Annotated in this window: 21 protein-coding genes; 16 read left to right on the top strand and 5 right to left on the bottom strand. The window is 73.8% G+C overall.

All coding sequences use genetic code 11. The features are described from left to right. Positions 1-19 precede the first annotated feature (19 nt). Entirely contained in the window at positions 20-1672 is a 1653-nt protein-coding gene (locus OG245_RS26415) for a hypothetical protein (protein ID WP_371625919.1), read from the top strand. Here the strand turns inward: OG245_RS26415 and OG245_RS26410 are convergent. Both OG245_RS26410 and OG245_RS26405 read right to left on the bottom strand, forming a co-directional pair. Beyond that, complete coding sequence (locus OG245_RS26410; RefSeq protein ID WP_371625918.1) at positions 1641-3527, bottom strand: protein kinase; 1887 nt, start codon at positions 3525-3527, stop codon at positions 1641-1643. The two genes, OG245_RS26415 and OG245_RS26410, sit on opposite strands and share 32 nt — an antisense overlap. Before the next feature lie 159 nt (positions 3528-3686). Next, positions 3687-4802, bottom strand: coding sequence for a Ku protein (locus OG245_RS26405; RefSeq protein ID WP_371625917.1), 1116 nt, complete (start codon positions 4800-4802; stop codon positions 3687-3689). 125 nt (positions 4803-4927) lie between these two features. Here OG245_RS26405 and ligD point away from each other — a divergent pair, with 125 nt between their 5' ends. The 10 genes from ligD to OG245_RS26355 all read left to right on the top strand — a co-directional run bounded on the left by ligD (position 4928) and on the right by OG245_RS26355 (position 16107). Beyond that, positions 4928-5818, top strand: a complete 891-nt coding sequence (gene ligD / locus OG245_RS26400) for a non-homologous end-joining DNA ligase (RefSeq protein ID WP_371625916.1) — start codon at positions 4928-4930, stop codon at positions 5816-5818. A gap of 223 nt (positions 5819-6041) precedes the next feature. After that, complete coding sequence (locus tag OG245_RS26395; RefSeq protein WP_371625915.1) at positions 6042-8276, top strand: PBS lyase; 2235 nt, start codon at positions 6042-6044, stop codon at positions 8274-8276. Beyond that, positions 8273-8590, top strand: coding sequence for a zinc-ribbon domain-containing protein (locus OG245_RS26390; RefSeq protein ID WP_371625914.1), 318 nt, complete (start codon positions 8273-8275; stop codon positions 8588-8590). The genes OG245_RS26395 and OG245_RS26390 overlap by 4 nt, the downstream gene beginning before the upstream one ends. A 208-nt stretch (positions 8591-8798) precedes the next feature. Continuing rightward, positions 8799-9554, top strand: coding sequence for a hypothetical protein (locus OG245_RS26385; RefSeq protein ID WP_371625913.1), 756 nt, complete (start codon positions 8799-8801; stop codon positions 9552-9554). Further along, positions 9551-10930: a histidine kinase dimerization/phospho-acceptor domain-containing protein gene (locus OG245_RS26380; RefSeq protein ID WP_371625912.1), complete on the top strand. Its 1380-nt coding sequence runs from the start codon at positions 9551-9553 to the stop codon at positions 10928-10930. Before OG245_RS26385 ends, OG245_RS26380 begins: the two co-directional genes overlap by 4 nt. 92 nt (positions 10931-11022) lie before the next feature. Beyond that, positions 11023-11523 (top strand): SH3 domain-containing protein, encoded by a 501-nt coding sequence (locus OG245_RS26375; RefSeq protein ID WP_371625911.1) that lies wholly within the window; start codon positions 11023-11025, stop codon positions 11521-11523. Between the two features lie 147 nt (positions 11524-11670). Beyond that, on the top strand, positions 11671-13050 hold the full coding sequence (locus tag OG245_RS26370) for an FtsW/RodA/SpoVE family cell cycle protein (RefSeq protein WP_371625910.1): 1380 nt from the start codon (positions 11671-11673) through the stop codon (positions 13048-13050). Next, positions 13047-14504: a penicillin-binding transpeptidase domain-containing protein gene (locus tag OG245_RS26365; RefSeq protein ID WP_371625909.1), complete on the top strand. Its 1458-nt coding sequence runs from the start codon at positions 13047-13049 to the stop codon at positions 14502-14504. Before OG245_RS26370 ends, OG245_RS26365 begins: the two co-directional genes overlap by 4 nt. A 38-nt stretch (positions 14505-14542) precedes the next feature. Beyond that, positions 14543-15625, top strand: a complete 1083-nt coding sequence (locus OG245_RS26360) for an amidase family protein (RefSeq protein WP_371625908.1) — start codon at positions 14543-14545, stop codon at positions 15623-15625. Then, entirely contained in the window at positions 15622-16107 is a 486-nt protein-coding gene (locus OG245_RS26355; RefSeq protein ID WP_371625907.1) for a DUF3291 domain-containing protein, read from the top strand. The genes OG245_RS26360 and OG245_RS26355 overlap by 4 nt, the downstream gene beginning before the upstream one ends. 58 nt (positions 16108-16165) lie before the next feature. Here OG245_RS26355 and OG245_RS26350 read toward each other — a convergent pair whose 3' ends face one another. Then, on the bottom strand, positions 16166-17053 hold the full coding sequence (locus OG245_RS26350) for a hypothetical protein (protein ID WP_371625906.1): 888 nt from the start codon (positions 17051-17053) through the stop codon (positions 16166-16168). A 172-nt stretch (positions 17054-17225) separates the two neighbouring features. Then, positions 17226-18338 carry a ferritin-like domain-containing protein gene (locus OG245_RS26345; protein WP_371625905.1) on the bottom strand — a complete coding sequence of 371 codons (1113 nt, stop codon included), beginning with the start codon at positions 18336-18338 and terminating at the stop codon, positions 17226-17228. Between the two features lie 247 nt (positions 18339-18585). Between OG245_RS26345 and OG245_RS26340 the strand changes: the two genes are divergently transcribed. The 5 genes from OG245_RS26340 to OG245_RS26320 all read left to right on the top strand — a co-directional run bounded on the left by OG245_RS26340 (position 18586) and on the right by OG245_RS26320 (position 25170). Next, entirely contained in the window at positions 18586-19521 is a 936-nt protein-coding gene (locus tag OG245_RS26340; RefSeq protein WP_371625904.1) for a diiron oxygenase, read from the top strand. 50 nt (positions 19522-19571) lie between these two features. Further along, the gene (locus OG245_RS26335) at positions 19572-20348 is read left to right on the top strand and encodes a TetR/AcrR family transcriptional regulator (protein ID WP_371625903.1); all 777 of its coding nucleotides are present in this window, start codon (positions 19572-19574) and stop codon (positions 20346-20348) included. 4 nt (positions 20349-20352) lie between these two features. Continuing rightward, positions 20353-20640, top strand: coding sequence for a hypothetical protein (locus tag OG245_RS26330; protein WP_371625902.1), 288 nt, complete (start codon positions 20353-20355; stop codon positions 20638-20640). Positions 20641-20744: 104 nt separating this feature from the next. After that, entirely contained in the window at positions 20745-23621 is a 2877-nt protein-coding gene (locus OG245_RS26325) for a PQQ-binding-like beta-propeller repeat protein (RefSeq protein ID WP_371625901.1), read from the top strand. A gap of 184 nt (positions 23622-23805) precedes the next feature. Then, entirely contained in the window at positions 23806-25170 is a 1365-nt protein-coding gene (locus OG245_RS26320) for an NlpC/P60 family protein (RefSeq protein ID WP_371625900.1), read from the top strand. Between the two features lie 71 nt (positions 25171-25241). Here the strand turns inward: OG245_RS26320 and OG245_RS26315 are convergent, their stop codons facing one another. Continuing rightward, on the bottom strand, positions 25242-26477 hold the full coding sequence (locus tag OG245_RS26315; RefSeq protein ID WP_371625899.1) for a styrene monooxygenase/indole monooxygenase family protein: 1236 nt from the start codon (positions 26475-26477) through the stop codon (positions 25242-25244). Positions 26478-26515: the final 38 nt, after the last annotated feature.

Raw genomic sequence — 26515 nt, 5'->3', positions numbered from 1 at the left:
CGGCGGTGGGGGGACCGTTATGGAGTCCGACGATCGGTACGGGGCTGCGGGGCAGGGAGCCGACGGGTTCGGGTTCGGCGGGCCGGTGCCGCCGCCGCCCCCTCGCGCGCCGGCGGTCGGGCCCCCGCCGCCCGGTGCGCCCCTGCGTATGGCCGGTGCCGCGCTGCTCAATCTGACCGGACTCGGGCTCGGTTACGCCCTGGTGGGGCACTGGGTGCGGGCCGCGGTGTGCTGGGCGGCCACGGCGGTGCTGCTGTGGGCGGCGTTGCCGGCCGATCCGGACGGGGTGCCCGGGGGCGTCCTCGCCGGATATCTGCTGGTGCTGGTGCCGGCCGCCGCCGACGGGGCGCGGATCGCCCGGCGTTCGGCGTTGGGCGGGGCGTGGCGGCCCGTCCTGGCGGTCGGGCTCGGCGTGGTGCTGCTGGCCGTGCCGACGGGCGGGGCGGCGGTGTACGGCTCCGCGCGGGACGAGGCGCGGGAGCGGATGCTGCTGGACCGGCTGGCGGCCGGGGACGAGCGGGTCACGGCGGCCTCGCGGCAGCCGTTCGGCACGGCGAAGGGCGAGTACGAGCAGGCGCTCGGCGTGTACCGCGCGCTCGGCCGGGACCATCCCGGCTCCCGGGCCGCGAAGCTCGTCCCGGACCGCCTGAAGACCTACTACGACGCTGTCTCCGCCCCGTACGCCGAGAAGCGGCTCTGTGAAGCCGTCGCGCCGTTGACCTATCTGCGGACGCTTCCCGACTCGGTGGACGGGAAGCTGCTGGGCGCGCTCGCCGCGTGGCCCGACGAACCGCTCGCCGCGTCGTTGTACGGGTGCGGTGTGTCGCGTCTGGGCGGATCGGGCGGCGGCGGCACCGAGTTGGGTGAGCTGTTGCGTACGTTCCCGGATTCCGCCCCTGCCCAGCAGGTGGGACCCGCGATCGGGAAGCGGATCGAGGAGCAGGTCGCGGCGTTGAAGGGGGCCGAGCCGTGTGCGGCCACCGAGGTGCTGCGCGGCCTCGGCACCACCGCGTCCGGCCTCCCCGGCGAGGGCCTGAAGGCGCTGCGCGGCGATGCCGACAAGGGTGTCGTGGACGGGGTGTACGCCTGTGGGGTCGACCAGTTCGAGGACAAGAAGTTCGACGACGCGCGCACGACGCTGAGCGACTTCGCCCGGACGTACAGGAGTGACGGGCGGGTGCGGCAGGCGCGGAACATCGCCATAGCCGCGGAGATCGCCGACGACCGGCCGTCGGCGGGCAAGCGGCTGCCGCCGTCGAAGCGGCCCGGTGGGGCCCGCATGGAGCTGGTCATCAGCAACGACGCTCCGAACGCGGTCGAGGTGCTCTACACCGGTCCGGTCACCGGCACCGTCAAGCTGAGGACGTGCGCCGGCTGCGAGCGCTACCGCGCCTCCGCCGGAGCGCGGCAGGCCTGCAAGGCCGGCGGCAGGAACTACCCGAAGGCACGGCTCCGGCTTCCCGCCGGCGAGTACCACTTCCTGTACAAGCACGGCACGGGCGCGACCGCCCGGGTGGACAGCTACTCCTCCGGGACGAAGGTGCAGCCGGGCTACACCTACACCAGTTGCACGTATGTCATCGAGCGGAGCCCGTTCGACCTGGATCTGCCGCAGCTTCCGGATCCGGTCCAGCCGGCGCTCAGCCCTTGGGGCGGGGGTTCTTCCCGATGACCCGGCCGTCCAGTCCGGCGGTGAGGAAGGCGCCGCCGTGCGAGTCGGAGACGTGGACGCGCAGCACCGGGCGGTCGTCGTGGAAGGGCGACGCGGGGTCGACGATCACGTAACGGCTCTCCGGCTCGTCGACGTTGAGCGTCTCTTCCGCCGTCTTCAGCAGGGCGGGCAGCACGTCCCAGTCGATGGAGTCCAGGTCGATCGTCCTGGACCCGGACATCAGCGTGCCGCCCACGTCGTCGTTCTTCGCCCGGCCGTCGCGGTAGCTGAAGCGGTCGTACAGCGCGGAGTTGGACTTCAGCGGGGCCTCGGCGTAGGCGTGCACGTCGTAGAGGGTGAAGTCGGTGACCTTCGTGCCGCCCATGAGGGGTTTCAGCGCCTTGATCGCGGTGCGCGCCCCGTCCGGGGTCAGGAGGTCCACGGTCTCCGGGGTCTCCTCCTCGGAACCACCGGTGTCACCGGGGCCGGCGGAGTCGTCGGCCACCGGGTCCGGCGCCGGGGCGGAGACCTGCGGGGCGCTCGCCCGGTCGCGCGGGCGGTCGTCGCTGTCGGAGCCTCCGGACGAGAACGGGTCGGCCGTCCAGATGATGGCGCCCGCGATCACCACGGCCGAGACGACGGAGGACGCGGCGCTGATCCGCCAGACCCGGCGCTCGACGCGGCGGCCGCGCTCGTGCGGGGCTTCGTAGGGGTCGGTGGCGGACCGTCGGTAGGGGTCGCCGCCGGACGCGGGCGTGGGGGTGGAAACGCGGGGCGGGACACCGTAGCCCGTCGGCATGCGGTCCTCCGGGCCTGCGGACGGGGAGGACGGCGCGGAGGGCCCGCCCGGCCGGGCGGAGGCGGCAGGCTTCCGGTCGGACCCGGGCGGCGGAGGCGGCGGGGGCGCGGACGTGGGTCCCCGCCCGGGCGGCGGCGTGGCGGCCGTCTGCGTGGGAGTGGCGTGCACGGGCCCGGAATGCGTGGACGCGGGCCGCTCCCGTACGGGCTCCGTGGGCGTCGGGGCCGGGCTCCCGCCCGTCCGCGCGGCCTCGGCGAGCAGGCGGTCGAGCGCCTCGGCGTCCGGGCGGGCCGGGATGTCCCTGGTGAGGAGCGCGTTGAGCACCGGGGTGAGGGACCCGGCCCGCACCGGTGGCGGGATCTCCTCGTCGAGCACGGCGGCCAGGGTGGCCAGGGTGGTGGCCCGGCGCAGCGGGTGGCGGCCCTCGACGGCCACGTACAGCATCATGCCGAGGGACCAGAGGTCGGAGGACGGGTCGCCCTCGGTGCCGCGGATCCGCTCGGGGGCTATGTAGTCGGGCGAGCCGATGAGGGCGCCCGTCATGGTGAGGCTGGTCGACTCGCGGATGGCGGCGATGCCGAAGTCCGTGAGGACGGGGCGGCCGTCGGTGCGCAGCAGCACGTTGGCGGGCTTGACGTCGCGGTGCTGGATGCCGGAGGCGTGGGCGGCGCGGAGGGCGGAGAGGATGCCGCGTCCCAGCTCGGCGGCCTCGGCGGGCTCCATGGGTCCGTGGGCGAGCCGGTCGTGGAGGGAGGAGCCGGCCACCAGCTCCATCACGATCCACGGGTAGCCGTCCTCGCCGGGGTCGACGATGTGGTGGACGGTGACCACGTTGGGGTGGTCGACCCGGGCCAGCGCGCGGGCCTCGCGCAGCACGCGGGCGCGCAGGGTGCGGGCGCCTTCGGGGTCGTACTCCGCGAGCGCCGGGTCCGGGGGCCGTACCTCCTTGAGGGCGACCTCGCGGTGGAGCGCCTCGTCGCGGGCCCGCCAGACCATGCCCATGCCACCGCTGCCGAGCCGCTCCACCAGCGTGAAGCGGCCGTCGATCACCCGTCCCGAGGGGGCCTCTGCGCTCATGGGCCGTAGCGTACGGGGCGCGTAGGACAGCGGGGCGGCGGTGGGGCGGTACAGGCCGCCGGATCGCAACAGGCCCTCGGCCGTGACCCGTTGGCGAGGCGCCGTCGGGCCGGCTCGGCCTCGGGCCTCGGGCCGCGTCCCCGTCAGGCCGCGGCTCCGTCAGGCCGAGGTGCGTTTGCGGGAGTGGGTCGTCTTCTTCGCCGCTGCCCTGCCGTCGCCCGACGACGTCCGCTTCTTCGCCGTGGTCTTCTTCGCCGCGGTCTTCTTCGAAGTGGCCTTCTTCGCCGTGGACTTCTTCGCGCCGGTGTCCTTGGGTGCGGACTTCTTCGTCGCGGAGCTTCCGGAGCGGGTGACCGTCTTGCCGGTCGGGGTGCGGTGCGTGGTCCTCCTCGTGGGCTCGGCCGCCTGCCCGGACTTCCGGGGCGCCTTCGACGACGTCTTCCTGATGGGGTGGACGTCGGCCATGTCGCCGCCGCTGCCTCCACCGCCCTCGCCGTCCTGGGACTTCCTGGCCGCCCGCACGCTGTTCTCCAGGGCCGCGATCAGGTCGATGACCTTGCCCTCGCCGGTGTCCTCGGGCTCGGCCGTAAGCACGTTCTCGCCGGCGGCCTTCGCGGCGACGAGCTCCTCGACCGCCTCCCGGTAGTCGTCGTGGAGGCTGTCCATGTCGACCTCGCCGAGGGTGTTCATCAGGGCGTCCGCCAGATCGAGTTCGGCGTCGCGGACCGTGACGTCGCCGTCCGGGGCGGCGTCCTCCGGGGCGCGGATCTCGTCCGGCCACAGGAGGCCGTGCATGGCGATCACGTCGTCCACGACGCGGAGCATGCCGAGCCGTTCGCGGCCGCGCAGGGCGAACTTGGCGACGGCGACCCTGTTGCTGCGTTTGAGGGCCTCGCGGAGCAGGGTGTACGGCTTGGCGGCCGGGACCCCGTTGGCGGAGAGGTAGTACGCCGAGTCCATCTGGAGCGGGTCGATCCGGTCGGCGGGCACGAAGGCGACGATCTCGATGGTCTTCGCCGTGGGCAGCGGGAGCTGGGCGAGGTCCTCGTCGGTGACCGGGATCATCGTGCCGTCGGCGTCCTCGTAGGCCTTGCCGATCTCGCCGCCGGACACCTCCTCCTCGTCGAGTTCGCAGACCTTTCGATACCGGATCCGGCCACCGTCGGCGAGGTGGATCTGCCGGAAGCTGATCGAGTGGTTCTCGGTGGCGTTGACCAGCTTGATCGGGATGCTGACCAGCCCGAAGGAGATCGCGCCGTTCCAGATGGACCTCACCGTTCACCCCTTGCCGACCCTTGAGCACTCCGAGGCGTTGCGGACGCCGTTGAAGAGAAGACGCCGTGGAGACGTTTTGGCATGCTTTCGTGTGACTCTTCAGGATTTCGTGTGACTCTTATCGTATGACGCCGATCACCGAGGTGGAGGGGCGACGGGTCTCGCTCAGCAATCTCGACAAGGTCCTCTATCCGGCCACCGGGACGACCAAGGGCGAGGTGCTGCACTACTACGCGGCCACCGCCGGCGGCGTGATCCTGCCCCATCTGCGCGATCGCCCCGTGTCGTTCCTGCGCTACCCGGACGGGCCGGGCGGCCAGGTCTTCTTCACCAAGAATCCGCCGCCCGGTACGCCCGCCTGGGTGGAGACCACCGCCGTCCCCCGGAGCGAGGACCCGGGCGCCCGGCAGGTGGTCGTGCGGGATCTGGCCTCCCTGATGTGGGCGGCCAACCTGGTGGTGGAGTTCCACACCCCACAGTGGCGTGACGAGGCGCCGGAGATCGCCGACCGGATGGTCTTCGACCTGGACCCCGGCTCCCCCGCGACCGTCGTGGAGTGCTGCGCGGTGGCGCTCTGGCTGCGGGAGCGCCTCGCGGCCGACGGTCTGGCGGCGTACGGGAAGACGTCCGGGTCCAAGGGGTTGCATCTGCTGGTCCCGCTGGAGCCCACCCCGTCCGGCGAGGTGTCCGCGTACGCGAAGCGGCTCGCCGTGGAGGCCGAGGCGGCTCTTCCGGGGCTGGCCCTGCACCGGATGAAGCGCGCCCTGCGGCCGGGCAAGGTCTTCGTCGACTTCAGCCAGAACGCCGCGGCGAAGACGACCGCGACGCCCTACACCCTGCGTGCCAGGCCCGAGCCCACCGTGTCGGCCCCGGTCACCTGGGACGAGATCGCGGGGTGCCGGGAGGCCGGTGCGCTGGTGTTCCTCGCGGGGGACATGGCGGCCCGGCTGGACCGGCACGGCGATCTGCTCGCGCCGCTGAACGACCCGGAGCGGGCGTGTCCGCTGCCCGCGTGACACTCCCCCGGTTCACAGGAATCCACAGCCGCATCGTCTTGACCGGGTCATGACCTGGTTACGGCACGAGGAAAGGCCACAAGTGGCGGGTGGATTGTCGGACCCGTGGTGCACACTCTGCGCAGGCGCTTTCTCCAGGGCGCGCCGGGAGGGGTGTGACGGACAGGACGCGCCACGGGGCGCGCCGGTCCGGGCGCCGCCGTGATCGTGGGGAGGGGATGGCGTGTTCTCGGGGATCGACGAGGTCGACTGGGCCTCGATGGAGCATGCCTACGGGCCTGCCGACGATGTGCCGGAGCTCCTGCGGGGGCTGGCATCGGACGATCCGGCGGAGCGCGAGGCGGCGCTCGACGGCATGTACGGCGCGGTGCACCACCAGGGCGACGTGTACGCGTGCACGCTCGCGTGCATCCCGTTCCTGTTCGAGCTGGCCGTGGACCCGGGGGTGCAGGACCGCGGCAGCGTGGTCGAACTGCTCACCAGCATCGGCGGCTTCGACCTCGACGAGGACGACGAGGCGGAGATCGACGAGGACGAGATCGAGGGCGCCGCGAACTACGCGATGGCGGCGGCGGCGGTCACCGCGGGCGCGGGGGTGTTCTTCGAGCTGATCGCCGACGAGGACGCCGGCGTGCGGCTCGCGGCCCCGCTGGCGCTCGCCACGCTGCACCGGCACCCCGTGCGGGTCCTCGCGCTGCTGCGGGAGCGGCTGCCGGTGGAGCCCGAGGAGGAGGTGCGGCTCGCTCTCGTGGAGGCGGCCGGGCGGGTCGCCCTGCGGCACCGGCCGCTGGCGGGGCGGGTCGCGGAGTGGCTGGGTCGGCTGGCGTCGCGGGCGCACTCGCCGGGGCTGCGGCTCGCGGCCCTGGCCCAGCTGGCGCGCTGTGCTCCCGACGGGCTGCCCGGCGATGTGGTGCCGGTGGTCTCGGGGCTGCTGCGCGAGATGCGTTCCCTGCCGGAGCGGTCCGCCCCGGCGGAGGACGAGCCGGCTCCCGGCCGGGAACCGGACGCGGAGTCGCGCTGTCCGGACGCCGCCGAGCCCGCGGACCCGGAGGCGGTGGACGTGGAGCCGGTGGAGACGGAGCCTGTGGAGACGGAGCCGGTGGCCGCCGCGGAAACCTGTCGGGGCGAGCAGGTCGCGACGCCGACGCTCGTGGGGCAGCTGCGGTCCCTGTCCGCGCAGGAGAACGCCGGGCGCGGTGCTCCCTGGGCGGCGGACCTGCTGCGCACCCTGCACGTCGGCCTCGACGACCGGGTGGGCGACCGCACGGCACTGCTCGCCGACCAGTTGCGCAGCCCCGACCGCAGGCAGCGCATCGACGCCGTGCGGATGAGCGGCGGGCTGATACGGGCCTGGCGCGGCCCCTACGAGGAGCTGGTGGCGCTCGTCGGCGACCAGCTGGCCGACCCCGAGCCCCGGCTGGCCGAGGCCGCGTCCCATGTGCTGGAGGAGCTGTTCGGCCTCGCCGCCCCCGCGGCGGACGCCCTGGCCGCCCGGCTGGCCGACCGCCCCGAGGACTGGGTGAGGTCCTGGGCCAGCGGTCCCCCCGGGCTCGGCTCCATCGTGAAGGCCCTGGCGCGCCTCGGTGACGCCCGGGCGGTGCCCGCCCTCGCGGCGGCGCTGGAGCTTCCGCAGGTGGCGCACGACGTGGGGTTCGCGGTGGGCCACCTGGGGACGGCGGCCCAGCCGCTCGCCGGGGCGCTGCGGCGCAGGCTCGCCGAGGTGGCGCTGGACGAGGGGGCCTACGACCGGGCGAGCCCGCTGCTGGCCGGGCTGACCGGGCTGCGGGCGGGCGAGGCGACCCCCGAGGTGCTGCGGGTGCTGCGCGGCGCTCCGGAGTACCGGGGCGAGTGGCTGCGTACGGCGGCGCTGCGGGCGCTGGGTTCGTTCGGGCCCGCGGCACGGGAGGCCGTCCCGGAGCTGCGGGCACTGATCCGCCGCCCGGGGGCGGCCTCCGCGACGGAGGCGGCCGAGGCGCTGTGGGCGATCTCCGGGGACGCCGAGGCGGTGCTGCCGGCGCTGATCGAGGGCCTCCAGTCGCACCAGGTGCACGACCGGCGGGCCGCGGCGGTGGCGCTGGGCGCCCTCGGGCCGCGCGCCGCTGTGGTCGCGCCCCGGCTGCGCGGGCTGCTGGCACACGAGGAGCTGTGGCTGCGGGTCGACGCGGCGATCGCGCTGTGGGAGGTGTCCGGCCGGTCCCGGGAAACCCTCGAAGCACTGCTCGCCGACTGGGATCGGAGCCGTCATGTGCGGGTCCGGGTGGCAGAATGCGTGGCACGGATGGGGCCGGTCCCGGAGGGGTCGGCCGCAGCACACGTCCTGCGGAGCGAACTCGCCTCCGTACGCCGTCACAACGCGATGGACGGCGGGTACGGCAGTCATGACATCCACGAGGACGAGAAGCTCCTGGCACTGTGCCGACGGGCACTGCGGGGGACGGGGAAAGGAACCACGGCATGATCATTTTCGGTACCAAGGGCTACCTCTACCAGCTGGCCATCCTGACGATGGTGTGCGGCTGGTGCGGCAATCCGGCGGCGCACACCCTGCGCAAGCGGGTCACGAAGTTCACGCTGTTCTTCGTGCCGCTGTTCCCGTTCTCGACGAAGTACGTCACGCAGTGCACGTTCTGCGGCGGGGAGCGGCAGATACCCAAGGAGGAGGCGGACCGGCTGCTCGCCCAGGCCGCGGCCGGGCAGGACGGCAACGCCCACGGCCAGGCCCCGCAGCAGCCCGGTTTCACGCCTCCCGGGCAGAACCCGTACCAGCGCTGAGCCGCCCCGGCGGTGAACCCGACCGGCTACCAGCACTGATTCTGCGGCCCTCCTGACCGCTCCGGCCCCGTGGTCCCATGACCGCGGGGCCGCACGGCGTTACACAGAGGTACGAAGTCGGTACGAAGTCGACATTGCGCACGGTCGTCCGATTAGGGTGTGAGACCGCTGTGTCGTCCGTCGTCCGTCGTCGAAGAGGAGGCGAGCCTTGCGCCCGCACCGCGCCCCGGCGGCGACCCGTACCGCCGTGTTCGCCCTCGCCGTGCTGATCCCGCTGTCCGGCTGCGGCGCGGCCGGCGGGCTGAAGAGCGCGGGGGACGCGGCGTCGGCCGTCGAGCCCAAGAGCCTCTGGCCGGAGCTGCCGCCCGCCTCCGCCGCCCCGTACGACTACGGCGAGGGCGAGACCGCGCGCATCCCGGGGATCCGGGTGGCCGGCGACGATGTGCGGCGGCTGGACCCGGTGACCGTGGCGCAGGCCGGGCTGAAGGCGAAGACGGACCGGGACAGCGGGCTGGACGAGCTGCCGGACGGGACGGTCCGCCGGATCGAGGCGTGCCGGACCGCCCCGGACGACTGCCCGGTCCTCCCGCCGTACTACCGCGATCTGACGGGCGACGACAGGGACGAACTGGTGCTCGGCATCCGGATGCCCGACCGGCAGCTCGCCGTGCGCGTCTACATGCCGGACGAGGGCCGGCTGACCCGGATCATGTCCACCTACGACGCCGTCATCAGCGTGGAGCTGGCGGGCCGGGACCTGATCATGCGGGCTCCCTCGGTGATCCCGGGGTACGAGTACCGCACCGCGTGGTCCTGGGACGACCGGCAGCGCGCGATGCTGCCCACCCGGGACGAGATCCTGCGGACGCCCGAGCACCGGAAGGCCCCGAAACCCTCCCCGGAATCCACCACGCCCTCCCCGGAATCCTCCTCGTCCGCCTCGTCCTCCACGGGGACGCGATGAGGCGGCGCGGGTTGCGCTCGCCCTCCTGGACCGCGAGCCTCACCTGGAAGTCCGCGGTCTTCCTGACCGTCATGTGCTGCACCCTGGCGGCCCTCCTCGGCCTCCTGGTGCACACGGCGGTCACCCGGCAGACGGTCGAGCAGGCCCGGGAGAAGACGCTGGGGCGGCTGGAGGTGGTCACCGACGCGTACGAGGCCGGGGAGCCGCTGCCCCCCGGCTCCGGCGTCGACCCGCCCGGCCTGCCCGCCTCGCTGCGCGCCCTGGCCGCGGGCGGCGAGCGGGGCACCCTCGTCGCGGACGGCCCGCACCGGCCGGGCGACCCGGACGGGCGGAACGGCCCCGCCATGTGGGCGGCGGGCCCGGCGGACGGGCGGGCGCTCGCCACCTGGACGGACTACAGCCACCACGCCCGCACCATCGGCGGCCTCGACCGGGCGATCATCGGCTCCTCGCTGCTGGCCATCGCCGCCACCCTGCTCGTCGGCCTGTTCGCCGTCGGCCGGGTGACCCGCAGACTCCACCAGAGCGCCCGGGTGGCCCGCCGGATCAGCGCGGGCGATCTCGACGCCCGGGTGCACGACCCCCGGACCGCGCGCCCGGTCCGCGCCCAGGACGAGGTGGCGATCGTGGCGGGCGCGCTCGACACCATGGCTTCGACCCTCCAGCGCAAGCTCCAGACCGAGCAGCGGTTCACCGCCGACGTGGCGCACGAGCTGCGCACTCCGCTGACCGGCCTCTCGGCCGCCGCCGAACTCCTGCCGCCCGGCCGCCCGGCGGAGCTGGTGCGCGACCGGGTACGGGCGATGCGGGCGCTGACGGAGGACCTGCTGGAGATCTCCCGGCTCGACGCCCGTACCGAGGAGGTCGACCTCGCGGTGCACGACCTCGCGCCGCTGGCGGAGCGGGTCGTCCGGGCGTCGGGCACCGACACCGAGGTGCGGGTGACGGGCGCGGCCCGGGTGGAGACGGACCGGCGGCGGCTGGAGCGGGTGATCGGCAATCTGGTGGCCAACGCCCATCTGCACGGGCGCCCTCCGGTGGTGCTGAGCGTGGACGGCGCGGTGGTCTCCGTGACCGACCACGGTCCGGGGTTCCCGGCGTATCTGCTGGACGGCGGGCCGCAGCGGTTCCGTACGGACGGCGCGGGCAAGGGGCACGGCCTCGGGCTGACCATCGCCGTCGGCCAGGCCCGGGTCATCGGCGCCCGGCTGGACTTCGGCAATCCGCCGGGCGGCGGGGCGCTCGCCCGGATGACCCTGCCGGAGTACGTACGCCTGGATGACGGGGAAGGCGACCGGAATCCCGGCGGTGACGGGGGTCCGGAGGGCCGGGACGACCCGGACGGCTCAACAGGGAGCAGCCCTCACGGACCGTGACGCGTTGCCGACCGTGGGTGGTGAACCTAGCGTGACGAGCACGAGCCCAGCTCGTGTCCCCCACGGTCCCTTCCTCATCGCATGGAGGCAGCATGTCCCCCCTGTCCCGCTCCTCGCGGCTCCGCCGGCTCGGTCTCTGCGTGGCCACCGGCACGCTCGCGGCGCTCACCGCCGCCGCTCCCGCCGCGCTGGCGGCCGACCCCCAGCCCGTCGGACAGCGCGCGGAGGCCGCCGCTCCGGACCCGACGTCCGACGAGCTCTCCGCCTCGGCCCTGCAGCGCGAGCACCAGGCGCAGCAGAAGCAGGCCCGCGAGGAGGCGCAGAAGCAGGGGCAGGCGAAGCCCCAGGCGCCGAAGCGGACCTACAAGGGACGCGTCATCGCCAAGCCGTACCTGCTGCTCCGCGACAAGCCGACCCGCAGCAGCCGCGTCGTCGGCTCGGCCGAGTACGGCGAGATCGTCAACATCTTCTGCAAGACCGAGGGTGACAACGTCGACAACAACAACCGCTGGTACCTGCTGACCAACGGCACCTGGGCCTGGGGTTCGGCCCGCTACATCGAGAACATCGGCGCCGCGCCGAAGTGGTGCTGACCTCGCGTCACCCGCACATCCGCCCGCCCGCGGAGCCCGGCCGCATCGCCGTCGGCTCCGCGGGCGGGCGCAGGTCCGCCAGGCACCGCCCGAGGCAAAGGTGTGACATAAAGGAAATACCGCCCACCTCTTGCTACGTTGCGGGGCATGACCGCAACGACGGCGGACGCTCCCCCGCCCGAGCTACGCCTGCCCAAGCGGCGCGGGGTGGAGCTCGCCCTCCTCGTCGGGGGTGTCCTGATCTCCGTCCTCGGCTACGCGGCGGTCGGCCTCGCCCACGACGGCGTCGTGCCCCCCGATGTCGCCGGATACGGCGCCGGGCTCGGCACGCTCGCGCTGCTCGCCCATGTCGCGGTCCGCTTCCGCGCGCCGTACGCCGATCCGCTGCTGCTGCCGATCGCCGTCCTGCTCAACGGGCTCGGCCTGGTGCTGATCTACCGGCTCGATCTGGAGACCCCGAGGGACCAGGCCGCGCCCACCCAGCTCGTCTGGTCCACGCTCGGCGTCGCGCTGTTCGCCGCCGTGGTGGTGCTGCTGCGCGACCACCGGGTGCTCCAGCGGTACGCGTACCTCTCGGTCGCCTCGGCGCTCGCGCTCCTCATCGTGCCGATCTTCTTCCCGGCGGTGAACGGGGCGAAGATCTGGATCCGGATCGGCGGACTCTCCTTCCAGCCCGGCGAGTTCGCCAAGATCCTGCTGGCGGTGTTCTTCGCCGCCTACCTGGCGGCCAACCGCAACGCGCTCGCGTACACCGGCCGCACCTTCTGGAAGCTGCAACTGCCCTCCGGCCGGGTGCTCGGTCCGATCGTGGCGATCTGGCTGCTGAGCGTCGGGGTGCTGGTGCTGGAGCGGGACCTCGGCACCTCGCTGCTGTTCTTCGGGCTCTTCGTCATCATGCTGTACGTGGCGACCGGCCGGACCGGCTGGATCGCGGTCGGTCTGCTCCTGGCCGGTGTCGGGGCCTTCGTCGTCGGCTCGTTCGAACCGCACGTCCACAGCCGGGTGCAGGACTGGCTGGACCCGTTCGCGTCGATCGACGCGGGGCAGGGGCCGGGCCAGCTCGCCCAGTCGCTGTTCGCCTTCGCCGCGGGCGGGATGCTCGGGACCGGGCTCGGCGCGGGCCACTCCATCCTGATCGGCTTCGCCGCCAAGTCCGACTTCATCCTGGCGACCGCGGGCGAGGAGCTGGGGCTGAGCGGGCTGACCGCGGTCTTCCTGCTCTACGCGCTGCTCGTGGCGCGCGGCTACCGGGCCGGGCTCGCCCTGCGCGATCCGTTCGGGCGGCTGCTCGCCATCGGCCTGGCGTCGATCCTGGCGCTCCAGGTGTTCGTGATCGCGGGCGGGGTGATGGGGCTGATCCCGCTGACCGGGATGGCGATGCCGTTCCTCGCGCAGGGCGGCTCGTCGGTCGTCACCAACTGGATCATCGTGGCGCTGCTGATCCGGCTCAGCGACGTCGCGCGCAGACCCCACCCCGAACAGGTCGAGACCGGTGTCATCGCGGCGGCCGTGGAGGAGGACCGGTGATCCGCTACATCCGGCGGGCCGCCGCCCTCTGTCTGCTGCTGCTGGTGGCGCTGCTCGTCAACGCGGCCAGGATCCAGGTCTTCGAGGCCGACGAGCTGGACGGCAATCCGGCCAACCGCCGGAACACCATCGCCCGTTACGACCAGCCGCGCGGCAACATCCTGGTCGGCGACCGGCCCGTGACCGGCAGCAAGGAGACCGGCGAGCAGCTCAGCTTCGAGCGCACCTATCTGCACGGCCCGCTCTACGCCCCGGTGACCGGATACGCCTCGCAGACGTACGGCACGACGCTCATCGAGAACGCCGAGGACGCCGTCCTGTCCGGGACGGCCTCGGTGCTGGCGCCGCTGCCCTTCTGGAACGAGTTCACGCGGGGCCGGCAGCCGGGCGGCGACGTCGTCACCACGATCAGGGCGTCGATGCAGCAGGCCGCGTACGACGGGCTGAGCGGGCGGCGGGGGGCGGTCGCGGCGCTGGATCCGTCGACGGGTGCGATCCTGGCGCTGGTCTCGACCCCGTCGTACGACCCCGAGCGGCTGTCGGGGACCGGTTCCGCGGTGACCGACGCGTGGGCCCGGCTGAACGCGGCCGAGAGTCTGCCGATGCTCAACCGGGCCATCCGGCAGACCTATCCGCCGGGCTCCACCTTCAAGATCGTGACGGCGGCGGCGGCCCTGGACGCCCGGGCCGTGACGGACGCCGACGCGCCCACGGACACCCCGTCGCCGTACGTCCTGCCCGGCACGAGCACGACCCTGCCGAACGAGGCGAGGGGCTGCGAGCAGGCGTCCCTGGCGGACGCGATCCGGGTCTCCTGCAACACCGTGATGGCCCACCTCGGGGTGGAGGTCGGCCTGGAGGGGATGGCGGAGACGGCGGAGGGGTTCGGCTTCAACGACACCGGGCTGCGCATCCCGTCCGGGGTGGCGAGGAGCAACTTCGACACGGACATGAGCGACGACCAGCTCGCGCTCTCCTCCATCGGGCAGTTCAACACGACGGCGACCCCGCTCCAGATGGCGATGGTCGCGTCGGCGGTGGCCAACGGCGGGGATCTGCGCCGCCCCCATCTGGTGGACCGGGTGACCACCAACGACGGGGACACGGTCCGGCAGCAGGGGTCCGGACCGTCACAGCGTCCGATGAGCCCGTCGACGGCCGTGCAGCTCCAGCGGATGATGGTCGACGTGGTGGAGAACGGCACCGGGGCGAACGCGGCGATCGACGGGGTGAGGGTCGGCGGCAAGACCGGTACCGCCCAGCACGGCGTCGACAACTCCGGTCTGCCGTACGCCTGGTTCATCTCCTGGGCCCAGGCCCCCGACTCCGGCCGCCCGGCCGTCGCCGTGGCGGTGGTCGTGGAGGACGCCGCCGCCGACCGGGACGACATCAGCGGCGGCGGCAGCGCGGCCCCGATCGCCCGGGCCGTGATGGAGGCGGCGTTGGAGGAGTAGCCGGGGCGCGCGGAGGGGCGCACCGGCAGACTGGACCCATGACTCGGACGATCTCCGCGGTGACGCGGGCCCTGGAGCGGATCGACCGGCTGGACCCGGCACTCAACGCGTTCATCGAGGTCTGGCCGGACGAGGCGCTCGCCCGGGAGCGTGAGGCCGTGGCACGGCGACTCCCCCTGGGCGGGCTGCCGTTCGCGGTGAAGGGCCCCACCGGCATCCGCTCGTACGCGGCCCGTCGGCTGGTCGTGGCGGGCGGGGTCCCGGTCGGGGCGACCTCCGTCCCCGGCCCCGGGACGGTCTGGCAGACCTGGGGCCGGGGCGCCCACGGGCGTACGGTCAACCCGTGGCGGGCCGACCGTACGCCCGGCGGTTCGTCGGCGGGCTCGGCGGTCGCGGTGGCGGCGGGGATGGTGGAGCTGGCGACGGGCAGCGACGGGGCCGGGTCGGTCCGTATCCCGGCCGCCTGGTGCGGGGTGTTCGGGCTGAAGACGACGAACGGGCTGCTCCCCTCCCCCGACCGGTCGGGGCTGGCCTCGGCCGGGGTGCTGGCCCGGACGACCGCGGGTGCCGAGCGGTATCTCCGCCATGTGCTGGAGGGATACGAGCCACCCGCCGCCCCGGCTCTCCCGCTTCCCGCCGTCTACAGCGAGGACCTCGGCTTCGCGGACGTGGACCCCGAGGTGGCGGCGGTCGTCCGGGCGGCGGTGGGCCGGCTCGTCGCCGCGGGGACCGTGCGGCTGCTGGACGCCGACTGCGCCCTGCTCGACCCGGCGCGGGCCTGGCAGGCGATACGGGGCGGGACGCCGGAAGACCCGGAGGCGGCGGCGGTCCGGCGGGCGAACGACGACCGGCTCGACGACCTCTTCGCCGCCGCACCCCTGTTGCTGACCCCGGCCACGCCGAACCGGCCGCACGGGCACGAGGGCCCGGGCGACCTCTACTCCACCGCCCTGACCTGGGCGTTCAACCTGGGCGGCCATCCGGCGGCCAGCCTGCCCGCCGGATTCACCTCGGACGGCTGCCCGGTGGGGCTCCAGCTGGTGGCGGCGCGCGGGGCGGACATCTCGCTGCTCGGAATGGCCCGCGCGGTGGAGCACGCCCTGCCTACCCTGCCGTCATGACCTCCATCGGGACCGACCCCGGCCGCAGCCCGCACGAGCTGGCGCAGGTGAATATCTCACGGCTCGGATTTCCCCTGGATTCACCGCGGTTGAAGGACTTCGTCGAGGGGCTGGACCCGGTGAACGCGGTCGCCGACGGAGCAGACGGGTTCGTCTGGCGGCTGCGCTCCGCATCCGGGAACGCCACGGACGTCCCGGTACTCGGGGACGACTGGCTGATCGTGAACATGTCGGTGTGGCGGGACGTCGAAGCGCTCACCGGCTTCATGTTCGCGGGGCGGCACCGGGAGCTGATGAGCCGGCGCCGCGAGTGGTTCGAGCAGATCCGGGAGGCGATGACCGCCCTGTGGTGGGTGCCGGCCGGGGAACGCCCGACGGTGGCGGACGCCGAGGAGCGGCTGCTGCATCTGCGCGAACACGGCCCCACCGAGCGGGCGTTCACCCTGCGCGCCCGCTTCCCGGCGCCGGCCGGGGTGCACTGACCGGCGACGGGGAGGACGGGCCGGGGAGCCGCGGCCCGCGCACCCGGACCGCGACGGGTCAGCCGATCGGCCGGCGGATCTCCTCGCGGATCTCGGCGGTCTCGACCGCCGCCGCCTCCAGGTCGATCGCCGCGGGGTCCTTGAGGGCCGTCTCGGGACGGATGATCCCCACGGACGCCCCGGTGTTGTCGTCGCCCCAGGCGCACATCGGGATGTTCGCCCGGACGCCGTTCTGGTTCGACTGGAGCACCTGGCACTTCAGCGTGATGTCGTGACCGGCGGGGGTGAACTCCTTCGGAGGGACGGCGACGGTCGCGCCGTTCCCCTCGGCCCCGCCCTCCATCATCTTGCCGGTCATGGCCTCCGGCTCCGTGAACCGCCCGTACATCCCGGAGACCACCAGCGCTCCGCCCTTGGCCGAGCTGTACTGGCCGACGACGGCCTTCGCGTCCCGGACGGTGGGGTCGTACATGTCCTCGATCTTCTTGCCCTCGCTCGACGAGAGGTCCTGGGCCAGGGTGAACTCGCCGTCCATCAGCTCCTTCTGCAGGACCAGCTCGTACTCCGCCTCCGGGAACGCCGCGTCGGTGGCCCTGCCGACCAGCTGGGAGACGCCGTAGGCGATTCCGCCCGCCGCCAGGACCGCGCCGGCCACGATCCCGACGATCAGTACGGTCCGCTTCTTCCGCGGCGGCCGCGGCCCTTGGGGCGGCCACCCGGCAGCGCCGGGACCGCCCGCGCCGGGTATGCCGGGCTGCTGCCCCCAGCCGGGCTGACCCCAGCCGCCCTGCTGGGGCGGCGGGGGCTGCTGCGGGTAGCCGTAGGGCTGCTGTTGCGGCACGGGGGCGGGCGCGGCCGGCGGCGCGCCGTAGGGGTTCTGGCCGTAGGGGTTCTGCGGGGACGGCGGCCCGTACGGGCCCTGCGGCGGGTGCGGCGGGGTGGTCATGCGCTCACCGTACGACACGTTTGCGAACGGGATTTCGATGCGTCCGGCATCGGTATCGGGTCGAGAGCACCGGACCGGAACGGCGGCCCTGAACGGCGGGAGGCCCCGGCTCCGGCGCGGCCCCGCGGCCCCGGCCCCGGCGCGGCCCCCGCCGCACCGGGGCCGCGGCCCCTCAGGCGGTGTCGGCCGCGCCCTCCCCGATCGCCTCCGCGACCTCCGCCACCCGGGCCTCCTCCTCGGCGGCGAAGCGCTCGCGGTCCAGTTCCTCGGCCAACTCCTCGTCCCTCGACATCAGCAGGTCGAGGTTGGAGTCGCCGAGTTCGAGGACGCCCATGTCGACGTACGCCTTCTGGAGCCGCGGGCCCCACAGGCCGATGTCCTTGACGCACGGGACGATCCGGCTGAACAGCAGCTTGCGGAAGAGCTGGAGGAACTCGGAGTGCTCCGAGAGCTCCTTCGCCTCCTGCTTGCCGATGCCGAAGTTCTCCAGGACCTCGACGCCGCTGAGCCGGTCGCGCATCAGGTAGCAGCCCTCGATGACGAACTCCTCGCGCTCGCGGAGTTCGGCGTCGCCCAGCTGCTGGTAGTAGTCGCGCAGCGCCATCCGTCCGAAGGCGACGTGCCGGGCCTCGTCCTGCATGACGTACGCCAGGATCTGCTTGGGCAGCGGCTTGGTCGTGGTGTCGCGGATCATCCCGAAGGCGGCCAGCGCCAGACCTTCTATGAGCACCTGCATCCCCAGGTAGGGCATGTCCCAGCGGGAGTCGCGCAGGGTGTCGCCCAGCAGCCCCTGGAGGCTGTCGTTGACCGGGTAGAGCATGCCGATCTTCTCGTGCAGGAAGCGGCCGTAGATCTCGGCGTGCCGGGCCTCGTCCATGGTCTGGGTGGCGGAGTAGAACTTGGCGTCCAGGTCGGGGACGGACTCCACGATGCGCGCCGCGCAGACCATCGCGCCCTGTTCGCCGTGGAGGAACTGGCTGAACTGCCAGGAGGTGTAGTGCGTGCGCAGCTCGCCCCGGTCCTTCTCCGTCATCCTCGCCCAGTGCGGGGTCCCGTACAGGGTGAGCGCCTCGTCGGGGGTGCCGAGCGGATCGGCGGGGTCGACCTCCAGCGACCAGTCGATGCGCTTGTTGCCGTCCCACTGCTTGTCCTTGCCCTTCTGGTAGAGGGCGAGGAGGCGTTCGCGGCCGTCGTCGTAGTCCCAGCTGAACCGGGCGGCTCCGGTGGCGGGAACCTGCCAGGTCGGTGCGGCGGGCGGGGTGGTGTAGAGGTCATGGGTGGACACGGACGGCTCCTTCGCCTCGACTGGCTCGACCTGATGGACAAGTTCCGTGACACCGACGGCAGTTGAGTCCGCGCGAGCAGGCGCACCGGCCGCCTCCCCGGCAGGTTCACACGTTGGTAGACGGCGAGTCAACAAGTCGAACGCAGTCGCACCCAAGGGATTGACGGCCTTGCTGACAGGCAGTCTCATAAGAGGTGACCGCCGGTAACTCCCGTTCCCGGCAACCCCCGTGTGAGGTGCTCCCGCCATGACGCCCGTCACCGCTCGCGATGCCACCGCGCTCCGCGACGCACTCGGTCCGCTCCGCGACCGCGAGCAGGTCGCCCTGCGGCTGCTCGAATCCTCCGCCAAGCACTCCTTCGACCCCGACACCGAACTCGACTGGGACGCGGCCGTCGAGGAGGGCAAGTGGTTCTGGCCGCCGGAGCTGGTCTCGCTGTACGGGACCCCGCTGTGGGACCGGATGTCCGAGGAGCAGCGCCTGGACCTCTCCCGGCACGAGGGCGCCGCGCTCGCCTCGCTCGGCATCTGGTTCGAGATCATCCTGATGCAGCTGCTGGTCCGGCACGTCTACGACAAGCCGGTGACCAGCAACCACGTCCGCTACGCGCTCACCGAGATAGCCGACGAGTGCCGGCACTCGATGATGTTCGGCCGCATGATCGACTGGGGCGGCGCCCCGACCTATCCGGTGCCGCGCGTCTACCACAACCTCGCGCGGGTCCTGAAGACCGTCTCCACCACCCCCGGTTCGTTCGCCGCGACCCTGCTCGGCGAGGAGATCCTCGACTGGATGCAGCGCCTGACCTTTCCGGACGACCGGGTGCAGACCCTGGTGCGCGGGGTGACCCGGATCCATGTGATCGAGGAGGCCCGGCACGTCCGGTACGCCCGCGAGGAGCTGCGCCGCCAGATGGTGACCGCCCCGCGCTGGGAGCGGGAGCTCACCAAGGTCAGCTGCGGCGAGGCGGCCCGGGTCTTCTCCGTCTGCTTCGTGAACCCGCAGGTGTACGAGAACGTCGGCCTGGACCGCCGTGAGGCCGTCGCCCAGGTGAAGGCCAGCGGCCACCGCGCGGAGGTGATGCAGTCGGGCGCGAAACGGCTGACCGACTTCTTCGACGACATCGGCCTGCTGAACGGCGTCGGCCGCCGGCTGTGGCGCAGCTCCGGGCTGCTGGCCTGAAAGCCCTGCGGACGGGAGACGCGGCCCCCGGTGGCCTTAGGGTCGGTGGCATGACCTCCACCGCCGCAGTCCCGCCGCCCCGGGCGACGTACCGCAGGCTCAGCGTCGAGGAGCGCCGCGCCCAGCTGCTGCTCGCCGCACTCGGCCTCTTCGCCCACCGGGCACCCGACGAGGTCTCGCTCGACGAGGTGGCGGTGGCGGCCGGGGTGTCCCGGCCGCTGGTCTACCGCTACTTCCCGGGCGGACGGCAGCAGTTGTACGAGGCCGCGCTCGGCTCGGCGGCGGACGAGCTGACGCTGTGCTTCACCGAGCCGCCGGCGGGCCCGCCCACCGAGCGGGTCGCCCGGGTGCTGGACCGCTATCTGCGCTTCGTCGACGAGCACGACACCGGGTTCAGCGCCCTGCTGCGCGGCGGCAGCGTCGTGGAGACCTCCCGCACGACGACGATCGTGGACGGGGTGCGGCGGGCGGCGGCGGACGAGATCCTGCGCCACCTCGGGCGGATGGGCGAGACCGGGGAGCAGCCGGCCGGGCCGCGGCTGCGGATGATGGTGCGCAGCTGGATCGCCGCCGTCGAGGCGGCCTCGCTGATCTGGCTGGACGACGGGAAGCGGCCGGCCGCGGCCGAGCTGCGCGGCTGGCTGGTCGACCATCTGATCGCCCTGCTCGCCGCGACCGCCGCCACCGACCCGGAGACCGCGGCCGTGGTGAACGACCTGCTGGCGCTGGAGACCTCCGACGGCCCGGCCGGGCAGCTGGCGGTACGGGTGATTCCGGTCGTCGCGGAGGCGGCGCACCTGCTGCCCGCCGCCGCTGCGTCAGACTGACCGGGTGAAGAGCGAGAACACCCCTTTCCGAGGCGGCCCCCTGGACGGCCGGGTCCTGCCGATCCTGCTCGGCCCCACCGGCCATCCGCCGAAGTGGTACGAGGTCCCGGTGCCCTCCCCCGACGGCGGCCCCGCCACGGTGTACGCCTACCAGCGGGTCCCGGCCGGCTACACGAAGCGGCTCGGGCTCCAGCGCGGCTGGGTGTACGAGTACGCCCCCGGGGGCCGCGAGCACCGCACCCTCAAGTGGCCCTGGTCGAAGACTCCCCCGAGCTCCCCGGGCCGCGACTGAGCGGCGGGCGGACGCCCCGTGGGGCACAGGCCCTAAGATCGACGGTCAGGCGCCGGAGGACGGGTCACCCGGTCGCCGTAGGACGGTCACAAGGGGGGTGCGCCATGGAGGCGCTGCGTCAGGACGATCCACGCCGCTTCGGCCGCTTCACCGCGCTGGCCCGCTTCCACGAAGGCGCGAGCGCCGTGCAGTACGTGGCGCGGGACACCGCGTCCGGCGAAGTGGCCCTCATCACCGCCGCGCGCCCCGAGCTGGCCGCCCTGCCGGCCTACCGCCGCCGCTTCCAGGCCGAGGCGCGCACCGCCGAACGCCTCGCGGGCGGCTGGGTGGCCCCGCCCCTGGAGACCGGCGAGGAGCCGGAGGCCACGGCGGACGGGCCGGAACCCCTGTGGACGGCGGCGGGTTACGTCCCCGCGCTGCCGCTGGCCGAGGCGATCGGGATCGCCGGTCCGCTGGACGAGCGGGCCCTGCGGATACTGGGCGCGGGCATCGCCGAGATCCTCTCCCGGGTGCACGCCGCCGGTTCCGTGCTCCAGGGGCTGGCCCCCGGCACGGTGCTGCTGGCCGCCGACGGGCCCCGCCTCACCGCCTTCGGCCCGCTGGGCGCGGCCGCGTCGGCCCAGGCGCGGCCGGGCGGCCAGCTCTCGGTACGGCTCGGCTATCTGACGCCCGAGCAGATCGAGGGCAAGGAGGTCTCCGCCGCCTCCGACCTGTTCGTACTGGGGCTGCTGCTGGCGTACGCGGCGACCGGGACGACCCCGTTCACGGAGGGCCCGGCCGAGGAGGCCGCCCGCCGGATCGCCGGGGACGAGCCCGAACTCGACGCCGTGCCGGAGGCGTTGCGCGAGCTGATCACGGACTGCCTGGCGAAGGACCCGGCCGAGCGGCCCACCGCCGGCACGGTCGCCGCCGAACTGGCCCTGGAGGGCGCGGCGGGCCTCGCGCGGAGCGGCTGGCTCCCCGAACGGCTCGCGGCGGCGGTCGCGGACCAGGAGGCGCGGGTGCTGGCCCTGGAGGCGCCGGGGGACGCGGAGGAGCTGGAGGAGAGCGCGGAGTCGCCGGAGAAGGACCGGCAGGCTCCGGAGCAGGACTCGGAGACGCCGGCGAAGGGCCCGGCGGTCCAGGAGCCCGAGGACGCCCGGCCGGTGGACGCGCCGTCGCCGGACGCGCCCGCCGCGCCGGTGGCGACCTCCGCGGCACCAGCGCCCCGGGAGCCGGAGGACGCCCGGCCTGCGGATGCCCGGCCCGTCGACGCCCGGCCCGTCGGCGCGCCCGCACCCGCGGAGCCCGCCGCCGCGCCGGTCTCCCCGGGCGACGGGGGCATCGGGGAGGACCGGGGCACCACCCGGTTCCTCAACACCGGGCCGCGGCCGCCGCACAACGACCGTCCGACGACGCAGCTCTCCCTCCCGCACGAGCTCACCGCGCCCCCGGGGTCCGCCCCCGCCCCGGCGACGTACCCGCTGCCGCCCGCCCTGCCCACCGCACCCGGCGCGTCCGCCGCGCCCTTCACCCCCGCCGCCCCGCGGCAGCAGGCGGGCCATCCGCACGGCGGGCCCGCCCCCTACCCCGCGGCGGCGCTCCCGGCCGGCCCCGGAGGCGCGGGCGGGGGCCCGATGGTTTCGTTGCCGCTGCCTCCCGCGCCGGCCCCGGCGCCCGGCCCCGCCGCGAACCGCCGGACCCTGCTGACCATCGCGGCGGCGGCCGTCGGCGGGCTGGTCGTGGGCGGCGGTTCGGTGGCCGCTCTCGGGTCCGGGGACACGGCCGTGGCGACGGACGACAAGCCCGCGCCGAAGCCCCGCCGCACGCTCCCCGGGCAGCCCCCCGAGCCGCGCTGGACCTACGCGCACCCGGCCTCCGAATCGTCCCCGCTCACGGCCGCCGTCTGGGGCGACAAGCTCCTCGTGGTGACCAGCGAGAGCCAGGCGAGCGCCGTGGACCTGCGCACCGGCAAGCGGCTGTGGCAGCGCGCGGACGGGGCGAAGGGGCAGGCCGCGCTGGCGGCGGGCGCCGAGCTGGTCTTCATCGCGAGCCCGACGGAGTTCCTCTGGCTGTCGCCGAAGAACGGCAAGGTCGTGCACCGCGTGCGCTACACGGACGCCTTCGCCGACCTGCCGGGCCTCGGCGTCGGGCGGCTGGCCGGGAATTCCGGGCCGGTCATCTGGTTCACCGGTTCGCACACGGTCACCGTGAAGGCCCCGAAGCCGAAGAAGGGCAAGAAGAAGGGCAAGGACAAGGAGGTCGTCCGGGCCTACTTCTTCGCGTACGACATCGTGCAGCGCAAGGAGCTGTGGCGGACGCCCGTGCCCGCGGGCCGCGCCCCGGGCACCCCCGCCTACCGGGTGGTCGTGGACCGCTCCGCCGACGTCCTCGTACGCCAGGACGCGGCGAGCCTGACGGCGGCCGAGGTCAAGGCGGCCAGGAAGAAGGGTTCCGTCCGCTCGTTCGACCAGAAGACGGGCAAGCTGCTGCGGACCGAGCAGTACGGCGCGGCCTCCCCCGAGGCGGCCACCGCGGCCGACGAGGACGGGTCGCTGTACGCGGCGGTCGGCAGCGACCTCCAGGCCTTCGAGGCGGACACCGCGAAGCCGCTCTGGCGCGTCGAGGGCAGCGACGGCTCGGTGTTCGGCACCCCGCTGGTCGCCGGGCCCCTGCTCCACACCACCGAACGCAGCCGGCTGGTCGGCGCGGTGGAACGGGAGAGCGGCCGGCTCGTGTGGCGGCGCTCCACGGAGGTGCCGGGCATCGGGAACGCCCCGTCGCTCACGCTCAGCGGCAGCGAGAAGACCCTGATCGCCTCCGACGCCTTCCAGGTCACGGCGTTCTCGGCGGCCGACGGCGAACGGCTGTGGAAGTTCCAGGACATCGGTTCGGCCGATCCGAAGGGGGCGACGGTGAGCGCGTCGTACCGAACGCTCGCCGCCGGGGAGATCGTCGTCGTCCAGCGGGACAGGGCCTTCTACGCCTTCCCGGTGGCCTGAGGTCCTGCCCGCCCGCCGCCCGGCCTCCTTCACCGTCGCCACCGCCGTCCGGGGGGTCCCCCGGACGGCGCGCCGACCGGTGCTTGCATCACCTGACACCACATGACCGGATGATCGGATTCGCCCCTTCACGGACGAGCCCGTAGCCGGGCTGCGTCTCCGTCTCCGTCACGGAGGTGATGTCGTGTCAGGCAGACTCCTGCGCGCGGTCCGCACGACCGCGCTGGCCGCGGCGCTCACGGTCTCCCCCGCCACGGCCGCGTCGGCCGGGCCGGGCCCCTTACCGCCCGGGGAATCCGTACCGCTCGCCGAGGAGACCGCGGGGACGGCCGCCACCGACGCGGAGGACGGCGAGGACGCGGAGGACACCGAGGAGGAGCCCGCCGCCCCAGCCGATCCGGAGACGGCGGAGGAGTCCCCCGACACGGCCGATCCCGACGCGGCGGAGGAGTCCGCCGGGTCCGGCGCCGCCGAGGTCGACGCCGAGACCGCCCTCGGTGCGCCCGGGGCGACCAGGAGCGTCGCCGCCCTGCTGCGCGAGCTGCAGACCCGCTACCGGGCGGCGGAGGAGGCGAGCGAGACCTACAACACCACCGCCGAGAAGCTGAAGCAGCGGACCGCACAGGTGAAGAAGGTGAACGCGGACCTGGCGAAGGCGAGGGCCGCGCTGGAACTCAGCCGCGGGGACGCGGGGCGGCTGGCCCGGGAGCAGTACCAGGGGCGTACCGAGTTCTCCGCGTACCTCCGGCTGCTGCTGTCCCGCGACCCGCTGCGGGCCCTGGACCAGACCCACGTCGTGGAGCGGCTCGCCGCGAACCGCGCGGCCACGGTCGACCGGCTGACCGGCGACGCCCGGCGGGCCGACCGGCTGGCCGCCGCCTCCCGCAAGGCGCTGGACCAGCAGAAGAAGCTGACCGAACGGCAGAAGAAGCAGCGCGACGCCGTGCGCGGCAGGCTCAAGGAGATCGAGGGGCTGCTGGCCACGCTCTCCGAGGAGCAGCTGGCCCAGCTCGCCGGTCTCGAACAGCGGGGCGTGGACGAGGCCCAGCGCGAGCTGGTGGCCTCCGGGGCGCTCAGCTCCGCCCGGCCGCCCACCCGGCAGGGCGGCGACGCCGTCGCGTACGCGGTCCGGCAGGTCGGCAAGCCGTACGTGTGGGGGGCCGAGGGGCCCGAGTCCTTCGACTGCTCCGGGCTCACGTCCCAGGCCTGGTCGGCGGCGGGGCGGACGATCCCGCGCACCTCGCAGGAACAGTGGAAGCGGCTCCCGAAGGTGCCGGTCTCCGCCCTGCGCCCCGGTGACCTGGTGATCTACTTCCCGAAGGCGACCCACGTGGCGCTGTACATCGGCAACGGCCTGGTGGTGCAGGCGCCCCGCCCCGGATCGAAGGTCAAGGTCTCACCGCTGGCGTCGAACCCGCTGCTGGGCGCCGTCCGGCCCGACCCCGGCGGCGCCCCGCTCGCCGCGTACACGCCCCCGGAGCTGCCCGAGGGCGCACGCGACGGCGCGGACACCGGCTACGGCACGGACGCGGCGCCGGACGCCCCGTAGACCGGTTGGGACAGAGCCCGGCGGCCGGACCGGCGGTGCGGGTCCGGCCGCCGAAGCGGTGGGAGGGGCGGTCAGGCTCCGGTGAGCGAGGCCAGGTAGGCGTTCGTCTTCTCGGGCTCGTAGAAGAAGTTCTCGAAGTCCGCCGGGTTGTTGAACCCGTTGGCGAAGCGGTCCGCGGCGGGCTGGAGCTGGCCGGCGGCGCCGATCAGGTTCAGCACGTGCTCCGGCGGGACGCCGAGCATCGCGTTGGTCCACTTCGTGACGTGCTGCGCGGTCTCCCAGTAGCGGTCGAACGTGGACTGCATCCACGCCGCGTCGAACTCCTTCCCGCCGTGCTCGATGATCGAGTCCAGGTAGGCGTTCGCGCACTTGGAGGCGGAGTTGGAGCCCTGGCCGGTGATCGGGTCGTTGGCCACGACGACGTCCGCGACGCCGAGGACCAGGCCGCCGCCGGGCAGCCGTCCGATCGGCTTGCGGACCGTGGGGGCGTAGCGGCCGGCGAGGGTGCCGTTGGCGTCGGTCAGCTCGACCTTGGTGGCGCGGGCGTACTCCCAGGGCGTGAACCTCTCCATCAGCTCCAGCGTCTTCGCCAGGTGCTCGGAGGGGTCCTTGATGCCCTGGAAGGCGTCGAGCGGTCCGCCCGGGACGCCCTCCCAGAAGAGGATGTCGGCGCGGCCGGAGGTGGTGAGCGTCGGCATCACGAACAGCTCGCCGACGCCCGGCACCAGGTTGCAGCGGACCGCGTCGAACTCCGGGTGCTCGGGGCGCGGGCCCATGCCGTGGACGTAGGCGACGGCCAGCGCGCGCTGCGGGGCGTCGAACGGCGAACGGGCCGCGTCCCGGCCGAACATGGAGACCAGCTCGCCCTTGCCGGCCGAGACCATCACCAGGTCGTAGGTGCGGGAGAAGTAGTCCAGGTCGGAGACCGCGGCCCCGTGGATGACGAGCTGGCCGCCCCGCTGGGCGAAGGTCTCCATCCAGCCGGCCATCTTCACGCGCTGGTCGACGGACTGGGCGAAGCCGTCCAGCTTACCGACCCAGTCGACGGCACGCGAGGAGTCGGGGGCCGCGACGGAGACGCCGAGGCCCTCGATCCTCGGGGCCTGGGACTCCCAGAAGTTCAGCTGGTAGTCCCGCTCGTGCTGGAGCGCGGTGTGGAACATGCACTGCGTCGACATGACCCGGCCGGTGCGGATCTCGTCGGCCGTGCGGTTGGACATCAGGGTGACTTCGTAGCCCCTGGACTGCAGTCCCAGGGCGAGCTGGAGCCCGGACTGGCCGGCTCCGACTATGAGTATCTTCCGCATCGCGGCTCTCCGTTGTCTCTGATTTCGAGGAGGTCCAG

The organism is Streptomyces sp. NBC_01116 (assembly GCF_041435495.1).
Classification (GTDB): domain Bacteria; phylum Actinomycetota; class Actinomycetes; order Streptomycetales; family Streptomycetaceae; genus Streptomyces.
Note: the sequence above shows the minus strand (reverse complement) of the source record. Positions and strands in the feature narration are given on the sequence as shown.